Genomic DNA, 18,027 nt, shown 5'->3' with positions numbered 1-18,027 from the left:
GTGAAGCATGGTCAAAATAAAAGATTTACAGAGACAAATTGATCTTCTATACATTATAACTTTTCTTTGGCGCCGCAAATGGATTATAATATTTTCTTTTATTCCGGTATTTGCTTTTGCTCAGTGGAAGGTATTACAAACACCAAAATTATATGAAGCTCAAGTAGTTCTCACCATTTCTCCACAAAAAGTGCCCTCTTCTTATGTTAAATCGACGGTTTCAAGTGACATGGAAGCCTTTATTCATTCTATTTGGCAAGAAATTACCAGTAGAAGTAATTTAGAATATCTTATTAAAGAATTTGATTTGTATCCTGAGGCAGTAAAAAAACTGCCCATGGAAACTGTAGTTGAAAAAATGAGAAAAAATATTAAAGTAAGACGACCCAGAGGCGGTAAAAGAAATGTTTTAATCATTAGCTACACTTATTATGATCCAGTCTTAGCAGCTAAAGTCGTAAATAAAATTGCCAATACTTTTATCGAGGAGAATCTCAAATTAAGAGAGGAACAAGCTAAAACCATTACGGCTTTTTTAGATGAAGAACTTACCAGCATAGAAAATGAATTACGTCAGCGAGAACAAGCAATTCAAGAATACAAAAGAAAACATATGGCTGAACTTCCTGAACAGAAGCAGTCCATTATTGCTATTTTGCAGCGTCTTCAAAAAGAATATGAAGCCCTCCAGTTGAGAAAAGAAATGCTTCAAGATAGAAAAGTAGCTATTTTGGACCAACTAAAAAAAGCCAAAGATGAGCAAAATATGATGTCACAAGAAGTAAAAGGCGATTCGCAAGACTACAAAGCTAGCTTAGATTTTTTAAAGCAAAAATATGCAGCCTTATTAACGAAATATACTGAAAAACATCCGGACGTTATTCGCCTGAAAAAACTAATAGAAAAACGCGAGCAAGAAATAAAAAAAATGGAAGAAGAAGGAGAAAACCCTAACACAGTAGTAGGACAACTCAAAGAGCAACTAAAAGAAATAGATAAAGAACTGAAAAATATAAACACATTAATAAAAGAAACTCAAAACAAAATCAATCTTTACCAAAAAAGATTGGAAAATATTCCTAAAAGGGAACAAGAGTTAACCGATCTTACTAGAGACTACAACAACTTAATGAAAACTTATCGCATGTTACTTGATAAAAAGATTCAAGCAGCTATGGCTGAAACTCTTGAAAAAAGACAACAAGGGGAACAATTTAGAATTATTGACCCGGCTATTCCTCCTGAGGTTCCAGTTTCTCCTGATGTAAAGAAAATTTTGGCCATGGGCTTCATGGCCGCTTTAGGCCTGGGTTTAGGCCTGGCTGTTTTGCTGGAGTTTGTAATTGACCGGAAGGTTTATGATCCTTCCTTTTTGGAGGCTGGCTTTGAAGTGCGAGTTTTAGCCACCATTCCTGCAGTGGTACTAAAAAAAGACAAAATCAAGATGATTTGTAAAAATGTAGTCTTATCTATGTTAGCTTGTTCTGGTTTGGCGGTTAATGCCTTTTTAGCTTATAAAATTTTTGCGGAGATGCACTTTTAATGCATTATAAATTTTGGGGATTATCAAAAAATCCTTTTGAAATTCACCCTGACCCGGATTTTTTGTATCTGAGTGACCAGCATCGAGAAGCCCTTTCTCATCTCAAATACGCTGTTTTAGCTAAAAAACCTTTCTTGCTTTTAACAGGAGACATCGGAGTAGGTAAAACGACTTTACTTAATTATTTTTTGAGGGATTTGAAAAAGCGTAAAGACGTAGTTCTTATCCCTATATTTAATCCTAACCTTACTACAGAAGATTTTTATTCCCTGTTAGCTAAAGAAATCTTTAAAAGTGAAGAGCGTAATGAATCGAAATCTGTTTTCCTTTTCCGATTCAGGGAGAAGCTAAGCCAACTTCAAAGTGAAGAGAAAATTTTAGTATTGGTCATAGACGAAGCCCAATCGGCAAGCATCCCTCTTTTAGAAGAATTGCGCCTTTTGGCCAACGTAGCTGCAGAGTTTCCCGCTATGGTTACTATTTTGGTAGGGCAACCGGATTTACTGCAAAAGTTAGAGGCCCCGGAGCTAACTTCTCTTCGTCAACGTCTTTCTTTTAGGTACCATCTCGGCCCCTTTCAGGATTTTAAAGATGTAAAAGACTACATAGCTATGAGGCTTATAAGGGCAGGGTCTCCGCGTAATCGCATTTTTACTGACGAAGCTATAGGACTAATCTATGAGTATTCTCAAGGAGTTCCCCGGGTGATAAATATTATTGCTGACCACGCTATGATCAATGCTTACTTAAATAAACAATCTCTAGTCCATAAAGATAGTGTTTTAGAAGCAGTCAAAGAAGTAAAACACTTAATCCCCGCAAAAGCCAAAAAGATATCTCTCTCAAGACAGAAAAGTCAAAAAAGGTTTAACTGGAAGCGCTTTTTGCCTTTTATTTTTTTTCTAATTTTGACGATTATATTATTAACCTATTGGTTTGAAGCTTGGAATTTCCAAAAAGTTAACTCATTATTTAAAAATCTGCTGGAAGCCCAATAACGGAGAAAAAACATGGGAAAAATATCAAAACTAGTTGATTCTATTGAAAAAGAAACTTTAGAAGAAGATAAGATTCCCTTTACTGCTCCATTGAGCCCAGAAGAAGATAGAATTTTAAAAAATGAAGAATTTCCCCAAATTACTCTAACAGATGTAGATCCCAGGCTGTTAGTCTATCACCAGCCTGATAGCCTAGTTGCTGAACATTTTAAAATTTTACGCAGTCAGATCCTTCACCCCCGCACGGGGTTGCCTGCAAGATTTATTTTAGTTACCAGTGCTGTACCCAAAGAGGGCAAAACTTATACAGCTGTTAGTCTTGCCTTTTCTTTTGCCCGGACTACCCCTACCCTTTTGATAGAAGCAGATTTGCGCAAACCTTCTTTTTCAGAAAAATTAGGAATCAAATTAGATTACGGATTAAGTGACTATTTAGCAGGAGAAAGAAGAGAATTAAACTCGGTGGTATATAAAACAGATTATCACAATTTGTATATTCTTCCAGCCGGGAAGACCAGAGTAGAAGCTAAAGACTTATTTAGTTCTGAATCAATTATTCACTTTTTGGAAGAATTACGCACAAAGTTTCCTAAACATTTTTTTATTTTTGACAGTCCACCGGTGCTAGTAGCCTCAGAGAGTATTTCTCTTTCTCGCCTGGCCGATGGCATTCTTTTTGTGGTCAGATATGCCTTTTCAGATTATGAAGTGGTGGCCGAAGCTGTTGACAAAATTGGAAAGTCAAAACTTCTTGGTTTCGTATTTAATAACTATATGCCCTCGTCTCTTGGCCTATTTTCTCCAAAATTAAAGTATTATCGTTACGCCTATAAATACAAATATTACAAATAGCTAACTAAATATGATTTGGTTATTTCATCGTTACTATCCAGCTAGAAAGTTATTGTTTTTTGCTCTAGAATCTGCACTGATAACATCTTTGTCTCTTTTGGTTCTTTATCTTAAAACCCACTATATCGTTTTTGATTTTAATCATTGGCCATTATACGCCAAAATCTTTTTAGTAGCCTTCGTGTTTCAATTGTGGCTTTATTATTTTGATCTTTATTCTTTCAAAAGAAAAGACTCCTTAGTGGATATGTCTCTAAGGTTAATACAAGCAGCTGGAGTGGCTACCTTTCTTATAGGGGTACTCTACTCTATTTTTCCCCGTTTGATGATAAATAACTGGTCTTTTACTTTTTTTCTTTTTTTAATTATAGTTTTGGCGATTTCCTGGAGGCTTTTTTACTTTTATCTTTTAAAAGCCGATTATTTAAACGAACGTTTAGCCCTGGTTGGCTACTCATCTTTATCTAAAGAAATTATTGAAGAAATATACAATCAATTAGATAGTGGATTTAGCATAAAAGCTATATTTCTGGCTGCCACAGAAAATATTGATCGAGAGAAGATTAAATTCGAAAAAAAACCGGTTATCTATCATACCTTTGATGATCTTTATAAAAATTGCGTCAAAAATCGCATTCAAAAGATAGTAGTTTGCCTTGAAGACAGAAGAGGCAAACTTCCTGTTGACGAACTTCTAGAGTGCCGCATGAAAGGTATTGATGTAGTAGAAGGAGAAACATTTTATGAACATTTGACCGGAAAAATTTTGGTTGAAAAAATAAGGCCAAGTTGGCTCATTTTTCATGGCGGCTTCTATAAATCTGGCCTAACTATGTTTTTGAAAAGGGTTTTAGGGGTTGTAGTGGCTTCTTTAGGCCTATTGATTTTGTCGCCAATTGCCCTTTTAATAGCCATTCTGATTAAGCTCGACTCACCGGGGCCAGTACTTTTTATTCAGGAAAGGGTGGGAAAAGACGGAAAAATTTTCAGACTCTATAAATTTCGTTCTATGAGAACCGATGCTGAAAAAGACGCTCCCAAGTGGGCTCAAAAAAATGACCCTAGAGTTACTCGAGTGGGTCGAGTCATAAGAAAGCTCCGTTTAGATGAAATTCCTCAGATGTGGAATGTAATCAAAGGCGACATGTCCTTTGTGGGGCCAAGGCCTGAGCAGCCCTTTTTTGTAGAGCGTCTGCGCAAAAAAATACCTTACTATGATCAGAGACATACTGTTCTCCCAGGCATAACCGGTTGGGCTCAAATTTGTTATCCTTACGGAGCTTCAGACGAAGACGCGCTAGAAAAACTGAAGTATGACCTCTATTACATCAAATATATGTCAGTTATGTTTGACCTTTATATTATTTTTAAAACCATAAAAATTGTCTTATTCGGAGAAGGAGCGCGCTGATGTGTGGCATTATTGGTTACGTAGGTCCAAGACCGGTAATCCCTGTCTTATTAGAAGGCTTAAGGCGTCTTGAATATCGCGGCTATGATTCCGCAGGTGTAGCAGTGCTAGCCGAAGGCCAGATAGATGTTATTAGGGCTCTTGGTAAATTGATAAATCTAGAAGAAATACTAGCATCTTATCATAAAAAGCCAGAAGGCATTGGTTTGGGGCATACCCGTTGGGCCACCCATGGAGAACCGGCGGAACGCAACGCCCATCCACACGGAGATTGCAAACAAGAACTGGTAGTTGTACACAATGGTATTATTGAAAACTATCATCACTTGCGCGCTTCCCTTGAAGCGAAAGGACACAAGTTCCGCTCTCAAACTGATACCGAAGTCATTCCCCATCTGATCGAAGAAGAATTAACTAAAGGTCATTCGTTAGAAGAAGCGGTAAGAAGGGCGCTTGCCCAGGTAGAAGGTTCATACGCAATAGGTGTTTTCTGGGCCAAAGATCCCAAAAAGCTAATAGCGGCCCGTAACCAGAGTCCCCTGGTTTTGGGCCTTGGCGAAGGAGAAAATTTCCTGGCCTCTGATATTCCGGCTCTTCTTCCCTGGACGCGGAAGGTTCTCTTCCTGGAAGACGGAGAGATGGCCATTATCACCTGCGAAGAATGCAAAATTTTTAAACTCCATGACGCCAGTCCTGTGGAAAGAGAACCCGTGGAGATAAAATGGGACGCCGCCATGGCGGAAAAGGCCGGTTTTAAACATTTCATGCTCAAAGAAATTTACGAACAACCCCAGGCCATTTTAAACACCTTTAGAGGCCGTCTTGACCCAGAAACTGGCCAGGTAAAAATACCTGAAATAATTTTATCCCCTGAAGAAATAAAATCCCTAAATAAAATCTGTATTCTTGCCTGCGGAACTTCTTATCATGCCGGGCTGGTTGGCAAATATTTATTTGAACGCCTAGTTCGTTTGCCCGTAGAAGTAGAACTCGGTTCAGAGTTTCGCTATCGCGATTTTTTGATTGATGAAAACACCCTGGTTATCCCTATTTCTCAATCAGGAGAAACCGCTGATACTCTTGCCAGCTTAAGGCGAGCCAGGGAAGCTGGGGCCAGAGCGGTAGCCATTTGTAATGTATTGGGGAGTACCATTACCCGCGAATCAGACGGCACAATTTATACCCACGCTGGCCCTGAAATCGGCGTGGCCTCTACTAAGGCTTTTACCTCTCAGCTTACGGCCCTTTTACTGCTGGTTCTTTATTTTGGAGAAATAAGAGGCACTTTATCTGAAAAAGAGCGCAAACGCATAGCCAAAGCCCTTCTCAAGGTACCTTATCAGCTGGAAAAGCTTATTGAAAAGCTCCATCCTGACATAAAAGAGCTTTCTTATCAGTACCAGAAAAAGCGACATTTTCTTTATCTCGGAAGAAATATCCTTTTCCCCATCGCTTTAGAAGGGGCCTTGAAACTAAAGGAAATCTCTTACATTCACGCTGAAGGGTACGCTGCAGGCGAAATGAAACACGGCCCTATTGCTCTCATAGACGAAGAGATGCCAGTGGTAGCTTTGGCTCCTCAAAATCATCATGTTTATGAAAAGATGATTTCAAATATTGAAGAAGTTAGGTCTCGTAAAGGGAATATCTTTTCCCTGGGAACAGAAGGGGATGGTACTTTAAAAAGAGTATCTCAGCACGTCTTGGAACTCCCCGCTTGTGACTGGGAGGTTTCTCCCATAATTTACACGGTACCTTTACAACTCCTGGCCTATGAAGTAGCAGTAAGGCGGGGTTGTGACGTTGATCAACCCAGAAACTTGGCTAAAAGTGTTACGGTGGAGTAAATATGGAAGCGATTTTAATTACTGGCGGTGCTGGATTTATTGGTTCTCATCTAGTGGATAATTTGCTGGCCAGAGGTGAAAAAGTAGTAGTTGTTGATGACTTTAACGATTACTATTCCCCTAAAATTAAATGGAAAAACATTGAACAAGCCCTAAAGAATCACAATTTTCATCTGGAACAAGGAGATATCAGGGATTTCCCTTTTCTGGAAAGGGTTTTTAAGCGTTATCCTATAAAATGTGTAGTACATCTAGCCGCTAGAGCCGGAGTGCGCCCTTCGGTAGAGGATCCTATTCTATACGAAGAAGTAAACGGAGTAGGGACCACAAACCTCTTGGAACTGGCCCGGCGTTTTGAAGTGCCCAAATTCGTTTACGGAAGCTCCTCTTCGGTTTATGGCTATACAGACCAGGTTCCCTTTAAGGAAGATGCGTGTGCCGATCAGCCGGTTTCTCCTTATGCAGCCACTAAAAGAGCTAATGAACTCATGTGTCACGCCTACCATCATTTGTTTGGCCTAAAAGTGGTATGCTTGCGTTTTTTCACGGTTTACGGGCCACGCCAGCGGCCAGAAATGGCCATCCACAAGTTTACCCGCCTCATTGATGAGGGTAAGGAAATCCCCGTTTATGGAGACGGCTCTTCTAAAAGGGATTACACTTATATAGACGACATTATCCAAGGAGTAGTTGCCGCTATTGATAAAGATTTTGACTATGAAATTTTTAATCTGGGTGAATCTCAAGTAACGGATCTTTTAACCCTTATCAGGCTTATTGAAGAAAATCTCGGTAAGCCGGCTAAAATAAAATTTTTACCTTTTCAAGCAGGAGATGTTCCGATAACTTATGCCGATATCTCCAAAGCCAAAAAGATTTTGGGATATAATCCCCAGGTACCTATTGAAGAAGGTATCAAACGTTTTATTTCCTGGTATAAAAAAGAAGCAAGAGACATTTAATGGAGGATATTATGAAGCCTGAAGAATGCACTTTATATCACAGTGGCCTAAGAGGTGCAGAGGCCTATTTTGGTGAATGTGCCGAAAAGTGGGGAGTTAATGAAGTCGTTTTTACCTATGAAGGGCATACCCCGGACAGGGCTAAAAACTTAGTAGTGCTATCTGAAGAAGAATTGAAACGTGGTGATATTAGCATGGAGCTTGTTTCTAAAATGATGAAACGAAACTACGCTAAACCTGAACGCATCCGCAAAGTTCTTCAAGTTATCTTTCACATGGTAAACAAGGGCTATCAGGTCTTCATAGTGGGCGAAATCTTGCCCAACGCCACGGTAAAGGGGGGCACCGGCTGGGCCGCAGAACTTGCCAAGCTTTTTAATCGGCCGTTACACGTGTTTGACCAGAAACAAGGCCGCTGGTTTACCTGGAAGGACGGCAAATGGGAAGAGGATATTCCTGTCATCTCTCATAATACCTTTGTTGGTACCGGTACTCGTAATCTTACAGAAGAAGGTCGCGAAGCCATTGAGGATTTGTTTGCCAGGTCTTTTGGGTAATAATGAGGTCATAAACGGTCATTGCGAGCCCGTAGGGCGAAGCAGTCCCTAAGACGGCTTCGGCCTCTAACTAGGCCTCGCCGTGACAGCGAGGATACTTCGCCCTGGCTATTATGTCAGCAATGACACTTTGTTACCTAAAAAACTCTCGGATTAATAGAAAGAAAGGCCTTGGTTTAACTCCTTAAAAGGATTATCAAACCAACAATAGTTATAACGATTCCTGAAAACCGCATAAGGGTAATTCTTTCTCCAAGAAGCATAAAAGAAAGGATAGCTGTCACCAGAGGGTAAGCTGCGGTTAATGGGACTACTTTTGAGGCCTGCCCTGTTTTAAGAAGAGAAAAATAGGTAAACATTCCAAAAACTCCAGCCACAATACCGCTGGCCAAAGCGGCTATTATCTCTTTTTTGCCCAGTTGAGAAAGAGTTCGGTGTTCTCCACTAACTAAAACAGCAAATACCAAAAGAATAGCGGCGAAACTTGTACGTAAGGCCAGGGCCAAAAGGGGAGACATACCCTTTAAAGCCGTTCTTTCAAGAAGAGGCGCAGAGCCCCAAAAAAAGATGGTTAAAAACCAGAAGAGAATGGCTTTCCCAACCATTAGTCTTGGGCTAACTGCTCTTTATATTTGGTTAGTCTCTTCTGCAAGCGTTCATCTGATAGGGCCAATATCTTAATGGCCAAGATAGCGGCATTAACAGAACCATTTATGGTTACCGTAGCTACAGGAACTCCAGGCGGCATCTGAGCGGTAGCTAATAACGCGTCTATCCCTCCCAAAGTACCGGTGGCCAAAGGCAAGCCTATTACTGGTAAAATAGTTTCAGAGGCGATAGCTCCTGCCAGATGAGCAGCAAGCCCGGCTCCGGCAATGAAAACTTTTACACCTTTCGTTTCCGCGGTCTTTACCAATGATCGGACTTTTTCGGGATTACGATAGGACGAAGCCACCACTATACGATAGGGCACTAAAAATTCTTGAAATATCTCTTCGGTCTTCAAAATAACAGGAAGGTCAGACTTGCTTCCGGCAAAAACTAAGACTTTAGGGGGGAGATGTTTTATGGCTTTGCGGCCAATATCTCGCCTAAAGTGGACTCCCTCCCAGGAAATCTTCTCTACGGCCTCATAAGCCTTATCAATAGCGTAAGGAATGTCTTTCCCCAGAGCGGTAACTCCTAATACTCGGCCGCCATTGGTTACAAATTGGCCACCTTTTTTGGCTGTTCCCGCGTGAAAGACCTTAACTCCCGGTATTTTGGCGGCTTCTTCTAAGCCTTTGATAACCTTTCCTTTTTCGTATTTTCCGGGGTATCCTTTACTGGCCATTACTACACAAACTGCAGCTTCTTCTCGGAGCTCAAGTTTTTTTTCGGCTAAATTGCCTTCTAGGGCTGCCATAATAATTTCCGCTAAGTCACTTTTGATGCGCATCATAAGAGGTTGACACTCAGGATCTCCAAAGCGGCAATTAAATTCTAAGACGTAAGGGTTGCCTTCAACGATCATAAGGCCCGCGTAAAGAACGCCTTTATAAGGGATACCTTCTTCGGCAAGCCCCTTTATCAAGGGTTCCATTATGGTTTTCATGATTTTTTCTTCAAGCTCGGGAGTCACTACTGGAGCTGGAGAATAGGCCCCCATGCCACCAGTGTTAGGCCCTTTATCCCCATCTAAAAGGGGCTTGTGGTCTTGAGAGGAAGGAAGGACAAGAAGTGTTTTCCCATCAGTAAGGATCATAAATGAAGCCTCTTCACCAAAAAGGCATTCTTCTATAACTACACGATTTCCGGCCTCACCAAATGCTTTTTCAACCATGATTTTGTGAATAGCCTCTCTGGCATCTTCTAATGTGCTACAAACTATTACCCCTTTGCCCGCAGCCAAACCGTCGGCTTTGACCACAATGGGAGCTCCTTTTTTTTCAACATAGGCCAAAGCCTCTTGAGGATCGTCAAATACCTCGAAAGAAGCCGTTGGAATTCCGTACTTGGCCATGATTTCTTTGGCAAATACTTTACTGCCTTCTATTTGAGCCGCCTTGGCTGAAGGGCCAAAAATTTTAAGGCCTTTTTTTTCAAAAAAATCGACTATTCCCTTGGCTAAAGGGTCTTCTGGGCCAACGATGGTAAAGTCTATATTTTCTTTTTGGGCAAAATCGGCCAACGCCTGAAAGTCGTTTACGGAAATGGGAACACACTCGGCCTCTTCGGCAATGCCCGCGTTACCAGGGGCACAATAGACTTTTGTTACCAGAGGACTTTGGGCTAGTTTCCAACACAGGGCATGTTCTCGGCCGCCACTACCTAAGACTAAAACTTTCATTTCAGCTCCCCTTCCCCACAATATTTTATTTTTGATGAAAAAATCCTAGAGGAGCTGGGTTGAGAGGTCAAGCCTTTTCTTTTATCCTTGAGAAATAGCTTTTTTAGGTGGGCGGCCACGTCGTCTTTTGGGCTTTGGTTCTGAAGAAAATGGTGTCCAGGTAAGATGCCAAAACCGGTAAAATTCTGAGGCCTTAATTTTGTCCTTTGGGAGCCCGAGTTTATGGCAAAAGGCTTCAAGATTTTCTTTGCTGGCAGAGATAACATGATACGAAAATCGCCTGCGGGTATAAAAATTTTCATGGACAGAGATACCGCCAGTCTCCGCCCAGCTCACCGCTTCGGGAATCTGGGTGAGATTAAAAAATTTTATGGGCAACTCCTTTTGAAGAGAAGCCATTAATTGATTAAGCTTGGAATAAATTTCATTGTTCATCGTTATGTGAATCGGCCACTTTTAGCGAGGACTTAAAGATGAAAAACAAATTTCCGATAAAAGTTGAAAGAAAGACGTTTGAAACAGAAGTTAAGGTCTTTTGGGATCCTTACACCTCAGGTCAAATCAAAATTGACACAGGGGTTGGTTTTCTTGACCACATGTTAGAGCTTTTTGCCGTGCACGGAAACTTTAGCCTGGAAGTGAAAGCTAAAGGCGATTTACATGTTGATTATCACCACACGGTGGAAGACGTTGGTCTAACCTTAGGTGAAGCTCTGAGGAAAGGCCTTGGGGAACGCAAGGGCATTGCTCGTTATGGAGAAGCCGTTATTCCCATGGAAGAGGCTTTGGCCGCGGTTTACATAGATCTAGCGGAAAGGCCTTGCTTCGTGCAAAAAGGAAAGATCCCCGTTGAAAAAATCGGTACATTTGACACGGAGTTAGTTAGTGAATTTTTGAAGGCACTGGCCATAAAGGGAGCTTTTACTCTACATGTGCACTTTCTATATGGAGAAAACGCTCATCATATAGTAGAAGCTGGGTTTAAGGCTTTAGGCCATGCCCTGAAAAAGGCTTTTGCTCCTTTAGGTAAAGACGTTGTTCTCTCTTCTAAAGGGGTTTTATAAGATTAAGATGAAAAAATTTATTATTTTATTTTTAATTGGATTTATCCTGGCCTCCTGTGCCAAGCCAAGGGACCTTACCATCTATCCCCCGTTAAAAAAGATAGCGGTTCTTCCCTTTGAGCCAGTTTGTCCCGGACAAAAAGAAGACGAAATAACCTGTACCTTCGCCGGACAAATAACCCCAGATAATCATGTTTCCCTTAAGGCTGCTCAAAAACTAACTAAACTCCTTTACCAATACTTGGAAGGAAAACCACAATTTTATTTAGTACCCGAAAATCAGGCCTTAAGTCTTTGGGCTGAGGTATTATCCCTTTATACGGGAGCTTCAGCTTATAAATTAATTGCTGAGATAGGAAAGCGCCTGGGAGTTGATGCCGTTCTTTATGGTAAGGTCTTTCGTTTTCGCGAACGGGAAGGTACGGCTTTTTCTGTAGTAAGACCTGCTTCCGTAGCCTTTGCTTTGGTTTTAATAAAAGTGCCAGAAGGAAAAATCATCTGGCGCGGCTGGTTTGATGAAACTCAAAGACCCCTTAGCGAAAATATTTTAAAAATTAAGCTTTACGGTAAAATACGCTGGTTAACTGCCGAAGAGCTGGCTGAAAGAGGCTTAAAACAGGTTTTAAATAAATTCCCTTATCTCAATCCCCCAAAAGAATAGGAGGTTTTTATGCATATAGCGGTAATTGGTACCGGCTATGTTGGTTTAGTATCTGGCGCCGGCATGGCAGATTTTGGCATGAACGTTGTCTGTGTAGATATAGACGAAGAAAAAATCACCAAATTAAAAGCAGGAGAAATTCCATTTTATGAGCCGGGGTTAAAAGAACTAGTGGCCAAAAACGTAAAGGCCGGAAGGCTTTCCTTTACCACCGATCTGGCTGAAGCAGTAAAACGCACTCTGGTAATCTTTATTTGTGTAGGAACTCCCCCTGCCCCTGATGGTTCAGCTGATCTTTCTGCTGTAAAATCAGTAGCCTTATCTTTGGCGGAAACTATCGACGAATATAAAGTAATTGTTACCAAAAGTACGGTCCCTGTAGGCACTAACCGCTGGATAAAACAGCTTATAGACGAAAACAAAAAAAATGACGTGAAAGTTGATGTTATTTCCAATCCTGAGTTTTTACGCGAGGGTTGTGCTATTGAAGACTTTATGCGTCCAGACCGAGTAGTAATAGGTGGCGAAAGCGACCACGCCATCGCCATTATCAAAGACATTTATCGCCCCCTTTATCTGGCGGAAACTCCTTTTGTAATCACTGACCTTGAGACCGCGGAAATGATTAAATACGCTTCTAACGCCTTTTTAGCCACTAAAATAAGTTTTATCAACGAAGTAGCCACTCTCTGCGATAAAGTAGGGGCTGACGTTATAACGGTGGCCAAGGCCATGGGGCTTGACCCACGTATTGGCCCGAGATTTTTAAACCCAGGACCTGGCTTTGGAGGTTCTTGTTTTCCAAAAGATGTTCGTGCTCTTGCTTATCTTGGTAAACAGAACAATCACCCTATGCATATACTTGAGGCGGTTCTGACTGTTAATGAAAGACAGCGAGAGGTTACCGTACAAAAAGTTAAACAAATATGTGGAGACCTTCCAGGAAAGACTATAGCGGTATTAGGGCTTGCTTTTAAACCCAATACCAGTGACGTAAGAGAATCTCCAGCCCTTGATATAGTAGAACGATTGATAGCTGAAGGGGCTAAAGTCCAGGCCTACGATCCCATAGCCGAAGAAGAGTTTAAGAAGGCCAAGCCGGAACTTCCTGTGAAATATGCCACTGATCCTTACGAAGCAGCCGATGGGGCCCATTGCCTTCTTATCCTTACCGAATGGAACGAATTTCGTTATCTAGATCTGGAAAAAATAAAAAACCTTATGGCTGAACCAGCTATTGTTGATGCCCGCAATATTTACGAGCCAGCCCGAATGCAAAAATTGGGGTTCAAATACACTGGTATGGGCCGAGGGAATTTTGCAGGACAAAAAGCATAGAGAAAAAACTGGTTGCGGGGGGCGGATTTGAACCGCCGACCTTCGGGTTATGAGCCCGACGAGCTACCAGGCTGCTCCACCCCGCGTCAGTCGCTTTAAAAGATAACCGGTTTAAAATTTTTGTCAATAACCTGTAACCTTCAAGCCACTAAAAGGCTTTACAGGTTTTGGCCAGAAGAATTACTTTACATACTTTTTCAAGCACTAGCATGAGATTTAAGGCTTGAGACAGGCTTTTCCCCAGAGTTAGCGCTCCGTGCCGCTCAAGGACTAAAACATTTGTTTCTTTGGCGGCCTTAGCTACCTCCTGAGCTAATTCTTCGGTCCCAGGTTCTCTGTATGGCACACGGCTAATTTTCCCAAGAATTATAGGCATCTCGGCCAAATAATCGCGACTAAAGTCTTCACCGGTTAAATCCAAAGCCAAAGTGTAAGGAGGATGAGCATGGATGATGGCGGTAATATCCTCACGAGCCTCATAAAGGGCTAGATGCATTCTATATTCAGAACTAGGGTTTCGTCCTTCAAGCACATTTCCCTCAAGGTCAAGAACAACTATATCTTGAGGACTAAGCTCTTTTTTAAAAACACCCGAGGGGGTTATATAAACTTTGTCTTTAACTCTTACCGAAAGATTACCTTCGGTGCCAACCATTAAGCCTTCGTCTCCGGCCTTACGAGCAAACTCGGCCATGGCAGTGCGCGGAAACTTCATTTATTACCTCCTTTACAGGGCAAATTGGTAAGGTCAGCGGTAACATGCCCCAGTGTTAGTTCTCCCTGGGCCTTTATTACCAACTTTTGGGCTAACCATAAATAGGCCTTTTTAGAACGCTCGATCAATTCGCTTTGAAAGCCAAAGGTTACCTGCATCTTTTGGGTTTTCATCCGTCCGCAAGGAGTGCGGATATTCTCATTTTTAAGATATTTTAGGCGAGCCTGATTGGCTTTATTTTTAGCGAAAATCCAGAAAATCTTTTCATCACCGGGTTTCTTCATAACCGTATTCATAGAGGCGTAAAAAGCCGAAAGTTCATCGTGAACCGGATAATGTTTGAGCTTTACTTCTTTTTCTTTGTGTCCGTTTTTGTATCTTATCACTTTGCCATTTTTTTGGTCATAAATGAACTCTTTTAAAACCGCCTTTCCTCTTTCCACCCGGTAAATACGACTGCGGCGAGGATATCCATTTTCGTCAAGCCAGGTAGTCCAGGTGGATTCAAAAGGCAGAAGTATTCGCACAAAACCTGTAGTCCAAGCCTTAGCTATAAGCTTGGTGCGCCGGCTACTTTTTATTACCGTAAGTTCTATTTGACCAGCCGGTATAGCCAGCCAGTTGACTTTATAATGATAAGTCTTTTTTTCGGCAGCATGAGTCAGGCAGACTGAACCAATAAAAATCAAAAACAGGCTAATAATTAAAAGTCTTAAATTTTTCACGCAGCTTCTCCTCTACAATAGGGGGCACAAGATCAGAAACATCCCCACCAAAACGGGCGGCTTCTTTTACAATGGTTGAACTTATAAAAAACCACCTGAACCCAGGCATAAGAAAGATGGTATCAATCTGGCGATTAAGTTTGCGATTCATCAGGGCCAACTGAAATTCGTATTCAAAGTCAGATACAGCCCTTAACCCCCTTACAATTACTTTGGCCCCTTTTTGGGCAGCAAATTCCACCAAAAGCCCGGGGAAACTGGTTACTTCCACCCTATCAAAAAAGTCATAATTAGATAAGGCCTCTCTTATCATTTCAAGCCTCTCTTCCACAGTAAAAAGAGGTTTTTTAGCCGGGTTTTCACCTATAGCCACTATAAGCCTATCAAAAATACGAAGGGCCCTTTTCATAAGGTCAATATGGCCGTAAGTCACCGGGTCAAAGGCTCCAGGATAAATGGCAATAGTTTTTTCCATCAACGCCTCCGATAGAAATGTAACCGGGTTTGGCCGTAAGTCTTTTCCCGAAATTTAAGCAGGTTTCCCATTTCATTAGGAAAATCTTCTTCCGTATTTTCCTCAACCACTACCACACCGTCTTCACTTAAAAAAGACTCTATCTCTTTCAAAGTTTTCAATGCAAGCCCAGTGCCATATGGAGGAGTTATAAATATGAGGTCAAAAGTGTTTGGTTTTAATTTCTTCAGGCCGTTTGGAAGGGTTAAACGCTTTATTTCGGCGTTTTTTTCACCAAGGCTTGCTAGATTTTCTTTAACCAAAGACAACGCTTCGCCACTTTGGTCAACAAAAACGACTTTTTCGGCGCCACGTGAAAGGGCTTCAAGGCCAAGAGCTCCGGTGCCACAAAAAAGGTCTAACACCTTTGCCCCTTCTACCTTGAGCCCCAAAGAATCAAAAAGGGCCTTACGCACTTTGTCCATCATGGGGCGAATAGTGCGAGACTTAGGACTTTTAAGAACACGCCCTTTATATTTACCGGCGGTTATACGCATGGTTAAAAAAACAAAAAAGCGGGGCCAAGGCCCCGCTTGTCTCGCTAAATCGGAAAGATATTACTTCATTTCTTCAAAGTCAGCGTCAATTACGTCATCGCCACCTTTTTTATCGCTGCTTCCGGCCTCACCACCAGCTGCTCCCTGGGCTCCCGCCCCTCCAGCCTGGCCGGCTTGACCAGCCTGAGCGTGCTTGTAAGCCATTTCTGCCAGACGGTAAGAGGCCTGCGTTAGCTCTTCGGTAGCCTTACGAATAGCCTCAATATCATCACCCTCCATAACCTTGCGAAGATTATCAATCTTTTCCTGAACTTCCTTGCGCAAGTCTTCAGGCACCTTATCGCCGAGCTCGCTCAAAGACTTCTCAACGGAATAAATGATGCTATCAGCCTGGTTACGAGCTTCAATGAGCTCTTTGCGACGACGGTCTTCTTCAGCGTGCATTTCCGCTTCTTTAATCATCTTCTGAATCTCTTCTTCAGAGAGACCAGAAGAAGGTTTAACCACCACGGACTGCTCTTTACCCGTAGCCAGGTCTTTGGCCGTGACATTCAAGATACCGTCAGCGTCAATATCAAAGGTAACCTCAATTTGAGGCACTCCACGCGGTGCCGGAGGAATACCTACCAATTCAAAACGGGCAATGCTCTTGTTATCCTTAGCCATGGGGCGTTCACCCTGCAGCACGTGAATGGTAACCGAGGTCTGGTTGTCCGCCGCTGTGGTAAAAATCTGGCTCTTCCGCGTAGGAATAGTAGTTCCCCGCGGAATGATAACCGTAAACACGCCTCCAAGGGTTTCAATACCAAGAGAAAGCGGGGTCACGTCAAGGAGCAATACGTCTTTTACTTCACCCTTAAGCACACCAGCCTGAATAGCGGCACCCATGGCCACCACTTCGTCAGGGTTAACGCCTTTTACCGGCTCTTTGCCGAATATTTCTTTCACCTTGCGCTGCACCGCTGGCATACGGGTCATACCACCGACCAGCAGAACCTCGTCAATGTCCTGGGGCGTGATGCCCGCATCTTTCATAGCGATGCGGCAAGGCTCCTCCAGGCGGTCTAAAAGGTCCTGACACAGGCTTTCCAGTTTGGCCCGGGTTATTTTCATTACCAGATGCTTAGGTCCGCTGGCATCCGCGGTGATAAAGGGCAAGTTAATCTCGGTTTCCTGTACCGTAGAAAGCTCTATCTTGGCCTTTTCAGCGGCCTCTTTCAAACGCTGTAAGGCCATGCGGTCCTGGCGAAGATCAATACCGTGTTCTTTTTTGAACTCCTCGGCAATGTAGTCCACCAGACGCATATCAAAGTCTTCACCACCAAGGAAGGTGTCACCAGACGTGGCCTTAACTTCAAAGACACCTTCGCCAATTTCAAGGATAGAAATATCAAAAGTACCGCCGCCAAGGTCAAAGACAGCTACGGTACCCTCTTTTTTCTTGTCAAGGCCGTAGGCCAGGCAGGCTGCAGTAGGCTCGTTGATAATGCGCTTTACATCAAGGCCGGCGATACGGCCAGCGTCTTTAGTAGCCTGGCGCTGAGAGTCATCAAAATAGGCCGGCACGGTGATAACCGCTTCGGTTACATCGCTACCAAGGTATTCCTTGGCATCTTCTTTAAGTTTGCGAAGAATCATGGCCGAAATTTCAGGTGGACTATAGCGCTTACCGCGCACTTCTACGTGGGCGTCTCCGTTAGGGGCCTCAACGATTTTATAAGGCACGCGTTTGGCCCATTCCTGGACCACTGGGTCTTTGAACTTACGCCCCATCAAGCGCTTAATACCGAAAATGGTATTTTCCGCATTGGTAATAGCCTGACGTTTGGCCAGCTGCCCTACTAAAATCTGGCCGTCTTCAAGAAAGGCCACCACAGAGGGTGTAGTGCGCGTTCCTTCCTGGTTAGGAATTACTTTGGGTTCTCCTGCTTCATAAATGGCCATGCAGGAGTTTGTGGTACCAAGGTCTATCCCAAAAGGTTTTACGTTTTTTTCACTCATAGTCTCTACCTCC

General features: G+C 42.4%; 18 protein-coding genes and 1 tRNA gene. 10 read left to right on the top strand and 9 right to left on the bottom strand.

Going from position 1 to position 18,027, the window contains the following annotated elements; all coding sequences use genetic code 11:
- The first annotated feature begins 7 nt into the window (after positions 1 to 7).
- Genes THEIN_RS06225 through THEIN_RS06195 form a run of 7 tightly spaced genes read left to right on the top strand, consistent with a single transcriptional unit; the run spans position 8 to position 8,170 of the window.
- Complete coding sequence (locus THEIN_RS06225; protein WP_013907832.1) at positions 8 to 1,543, top strand: XrtA system polysaccharide chain length determinant; 1,536 nt, start codon at positions 8 to 10, stop codon at positions 1,541 to 1,543.
- Entirely contained in the window at positions 1,543 to 2,541 is a 999-nt protein-coding gene (locus tag THEIN_RS06220; RefSeq protein WP_013907831.1) for an ExeA family protein, read from the top strand. Before THEIN_RS06225 ends, THEIN_RS06220 begins: the two co-directional genes overlap by 1 nt.
- Before the next feature lie 12 nt (positions 2,542 to 2,553).
- Positions 2,554 to 3,393, top strand: coding sequence for a P-loop NTPase family protein (locus tag THEIN_RS06215; RefSeq protein WP_013907830.1), 840 nt, complete (start codon positions 2,554 to 2,556; stop codon positions 3,391 to 3,393).
- Between the two features lie 10 nt (positions 3,394 to 3,403).
- Positions 3,404 to 4,804: a TIGR03013 family XrtA/PEP-CTERM system glycosyltransferase gene (locus THEIN_RS06210; RefSeq protein ID WP_013907829.1), complete on the top strand. Its 1,401-nt coding sequence runs from the start codon at positions 3,404 to 3,406 to the stop codon at positions 4,802 to 4,804.
- A complete protein-coding gene (glmS, locus tag THEIN_RS06205; protein ID WP_013907828.1) occupies positions 4,804 to 6,651 on the top strand; it encodes a glutamine--fructose-6-phosphate transaminase (isomerizing) in 1,848 nt (615 codons plus the stop codon). Before THEIN_RS06210 ends, glmS begins: the two co-directional genes overlap by 1 nt.
- A gap of 2 nt (positions 6,652 to 6,653) precedes the next feature.
- Positions 6,654 to 7,613 (top strand): GDP-mannose 4,6-dehydratase, encoded by a 960-nt coding sequence (locus THEIN_RS06200; RefSeq protein ID WP_013907827.1) that lies wholly within the window; start codon positions 6,654 to 6,656, stop codon positions 7,611 to 7,613.
- A gap of 11 nt (positions 7,614 to 7,624) precedes the next feature.
- Entirely contained in the window at positions 7,625 to 8,170 is a 546-nt protein-coding gene (locus THEIN_RS06195) for a hypothetical protein (RefSeq protein WP_013907826.1), read from the top strand.
- A 176-nt stretch (positions 8,171 to 8,346) separates the two neighbouring features.
- On the opposite strand, the gene THEIN_RS06190 is transcribed toward THEIN_RS06195, so the two are convergent.
- From THEIN_RS06190 to THEIN_RS06180, 3 genes are all read right to left on the bottom strand, one after another.
- On the bottom strand, positions 8,347 to 8,775 hold the full coding sequence (locus tag THEIN_RS06190) for an EamA family transporter (protein ID WP_013907825.1): 429 nt from the start codon (positions 8,773 to 8,775) through the stop codon (positions 8,347 to 8,349).
- Positions 8,775 to 10,499 (bottom strand): phosphoribosylamine--glycine ligase, encoded by a 1,725-nt coding sequence (purD, locus tag THEIN_RS06185; RefSeq protein WP_013907824.1) that lies wholly within the window; start codon positions 10,497 to 10,499, stop codon positions 8,775 to 8,777. The genes THEIN_RS06190 and purD overlap by 1 nt, the downstream gene beginning before the upstream one ends.
- Positions 10,500 to 10,580: 81 nt before the next feature.
- Positions 10,581 to 10,934: a hypothetical protein gene (locus THEIN_RS06180; protein WP_013907823.1), complete on the bottom strand. Its 354-nt coding sequence runs from the start codon at positions 10,932 to 10,934 to the stop codon at positions 10,581 to 10,583.
- A gap of 38 nt (positions 10,935 to 10,972) precedes the next feature.
- On the opposite strand from THEIN_RS06180, the gene hisB reads away from it, so the two are divergent.
- The 3 genes from hisB to THEIN_RS06165 are packed head-to-tail and all read left to right on the top strand — an operon-like array spanning position 10,973 to position 13,562.
- Complete coding sequence (gene hisB, locus THEIN_RS06175) at positions 10,973 to 11,563, top strand: imidazoleglycerol-phosphate dehydratase HisB (protein WP_013907822.1); 591 nt, start codon at positions 10,973 to 10,975, stop codon at positions 11,561 to 11,563.
- A 7-nt stretch (positions 11,564 to 11,570) separates the two neighbouring features.
- Positions 11,571 to 12,224 (top strand): hypothetical protein, encoded by a 654-nt coding sequence (locus THEIN_RS11620; RefSeq protein WP_013907821.1) that lies wholly within the window; start codon positions 11,571 to 11,573, stop codon positions 12,222 to 12,224.
- Between the two features lie 9 nt (positions 12,225 to 12,233).
- A complete protein-coding gene (locus tag THEIN_RS06165) occupies positions 12,234 to 13,562 on the top strand; it encodes a UDP-glucose dehydrogenase family protein (protein ID WP_013907820.1) in 1,329 nt (442 codons plus the stop codon).
- Between the two features lie 9 nt (positions 13,563 to 13,571).
- On the opposite strand, the gene THEIN_RS06160 is transcribed toward THEIN_RS06165, so the two are convergent.
- The 6 genes from THEIN_RS06160 to dnaK form a co-directional block, all read right to left on the bottom strand.
- Positions 13,572 to 13,648, bottom strand: a tRNA-Met gene (locus tag THEIN_RS06160).
- 62 nt (positions 13,649 to 13,710) lie between these two features.
- Positions 13,711 to 14,277: a class II aldolase/adducin family protein gene (locus THEIN_RS06155; RefSeq protein ID WP_013907819.1), complete on the bottom strand. Its 567-nt coding sequence runs from the start codon at positions 14,275 to 14,277 to the stop codon at positions 13,711 to 13,713.
- Complete coding sequence (locus tag THEIN_RS06150; RefSeq protein ID WP_013907818.1) at positions 14,274 to 15,002, bottom strand: DUF3108 domain-containing protein; 729 nt, start codon at positions 15,000 to 15,002, stop codon at positions 14,274 to 14,276. Before THEIN_RS06150 ends, THEIN_RS06155 begins: the two co-directional genes overlap by 4 nt.
- Positions 14,974 to 15,477 carry a pantetheine-phosphate adenylyltransferase gene (coaD, locus tag THEIN_RS06145; protein ID WP_013907817.1) on the bottom strand — a complete coding sequence of 168 codons (504 nt, stop codon included), beginning with the start codon at positions 15,475 to 15,477 and terminating at the stop codon, positions 14,974 to 14,976. Before coaD ends, THEIN_RS06150 begins: the two co-directional genes overlap by 29 nt.
- A complete protein-coding gene (rsmD, locus tag THEIN_RS06140) occupies positions 15,477 to 16,013 on the bottom strand; it encodes a 16S rRNA (guanine(966)-N(2))-methyltransferase RsmD (protein ID WP_013907816.1) in 537 nt (178 codons plus the stop codon). The genes coaD and rsmD overlap by 1 nt, the downstream gene beginning before the upstream one ends.
- Positions 16,014 to 16,073: 60 nt before the next feature.
- Complete coding sequence (gene dnaK, locus THEIN_RS06135) at positions 16,074 to 18,014, bottom strand: molecular chaperone DnaK (RefSeq protein WP_013907815.1); 1,941 nt, start codon at positions 18,012 to 18,014, stop codon at positions 16,074 to 16,076.
- Between the last annotated feature and the right edge of the window lie 13 nt (positions 18,015 to 18,027).

Source organism: Thermodesulfatator indicus DSM 15286 (genome assembly GCF_000217795.1).
Taxonomy (GTDB): domain Bacteria; phylum Desulfobacterota; class Thermodesulfobacteria; order Thermodesulfobacteriales; family Thermodesulfatatoraceae; genus Thermodesulfatator; species Thermodesulfatator indicus.
This window is presented reverse-complemented; position numbering and strand designations above follow the sequence as displayed.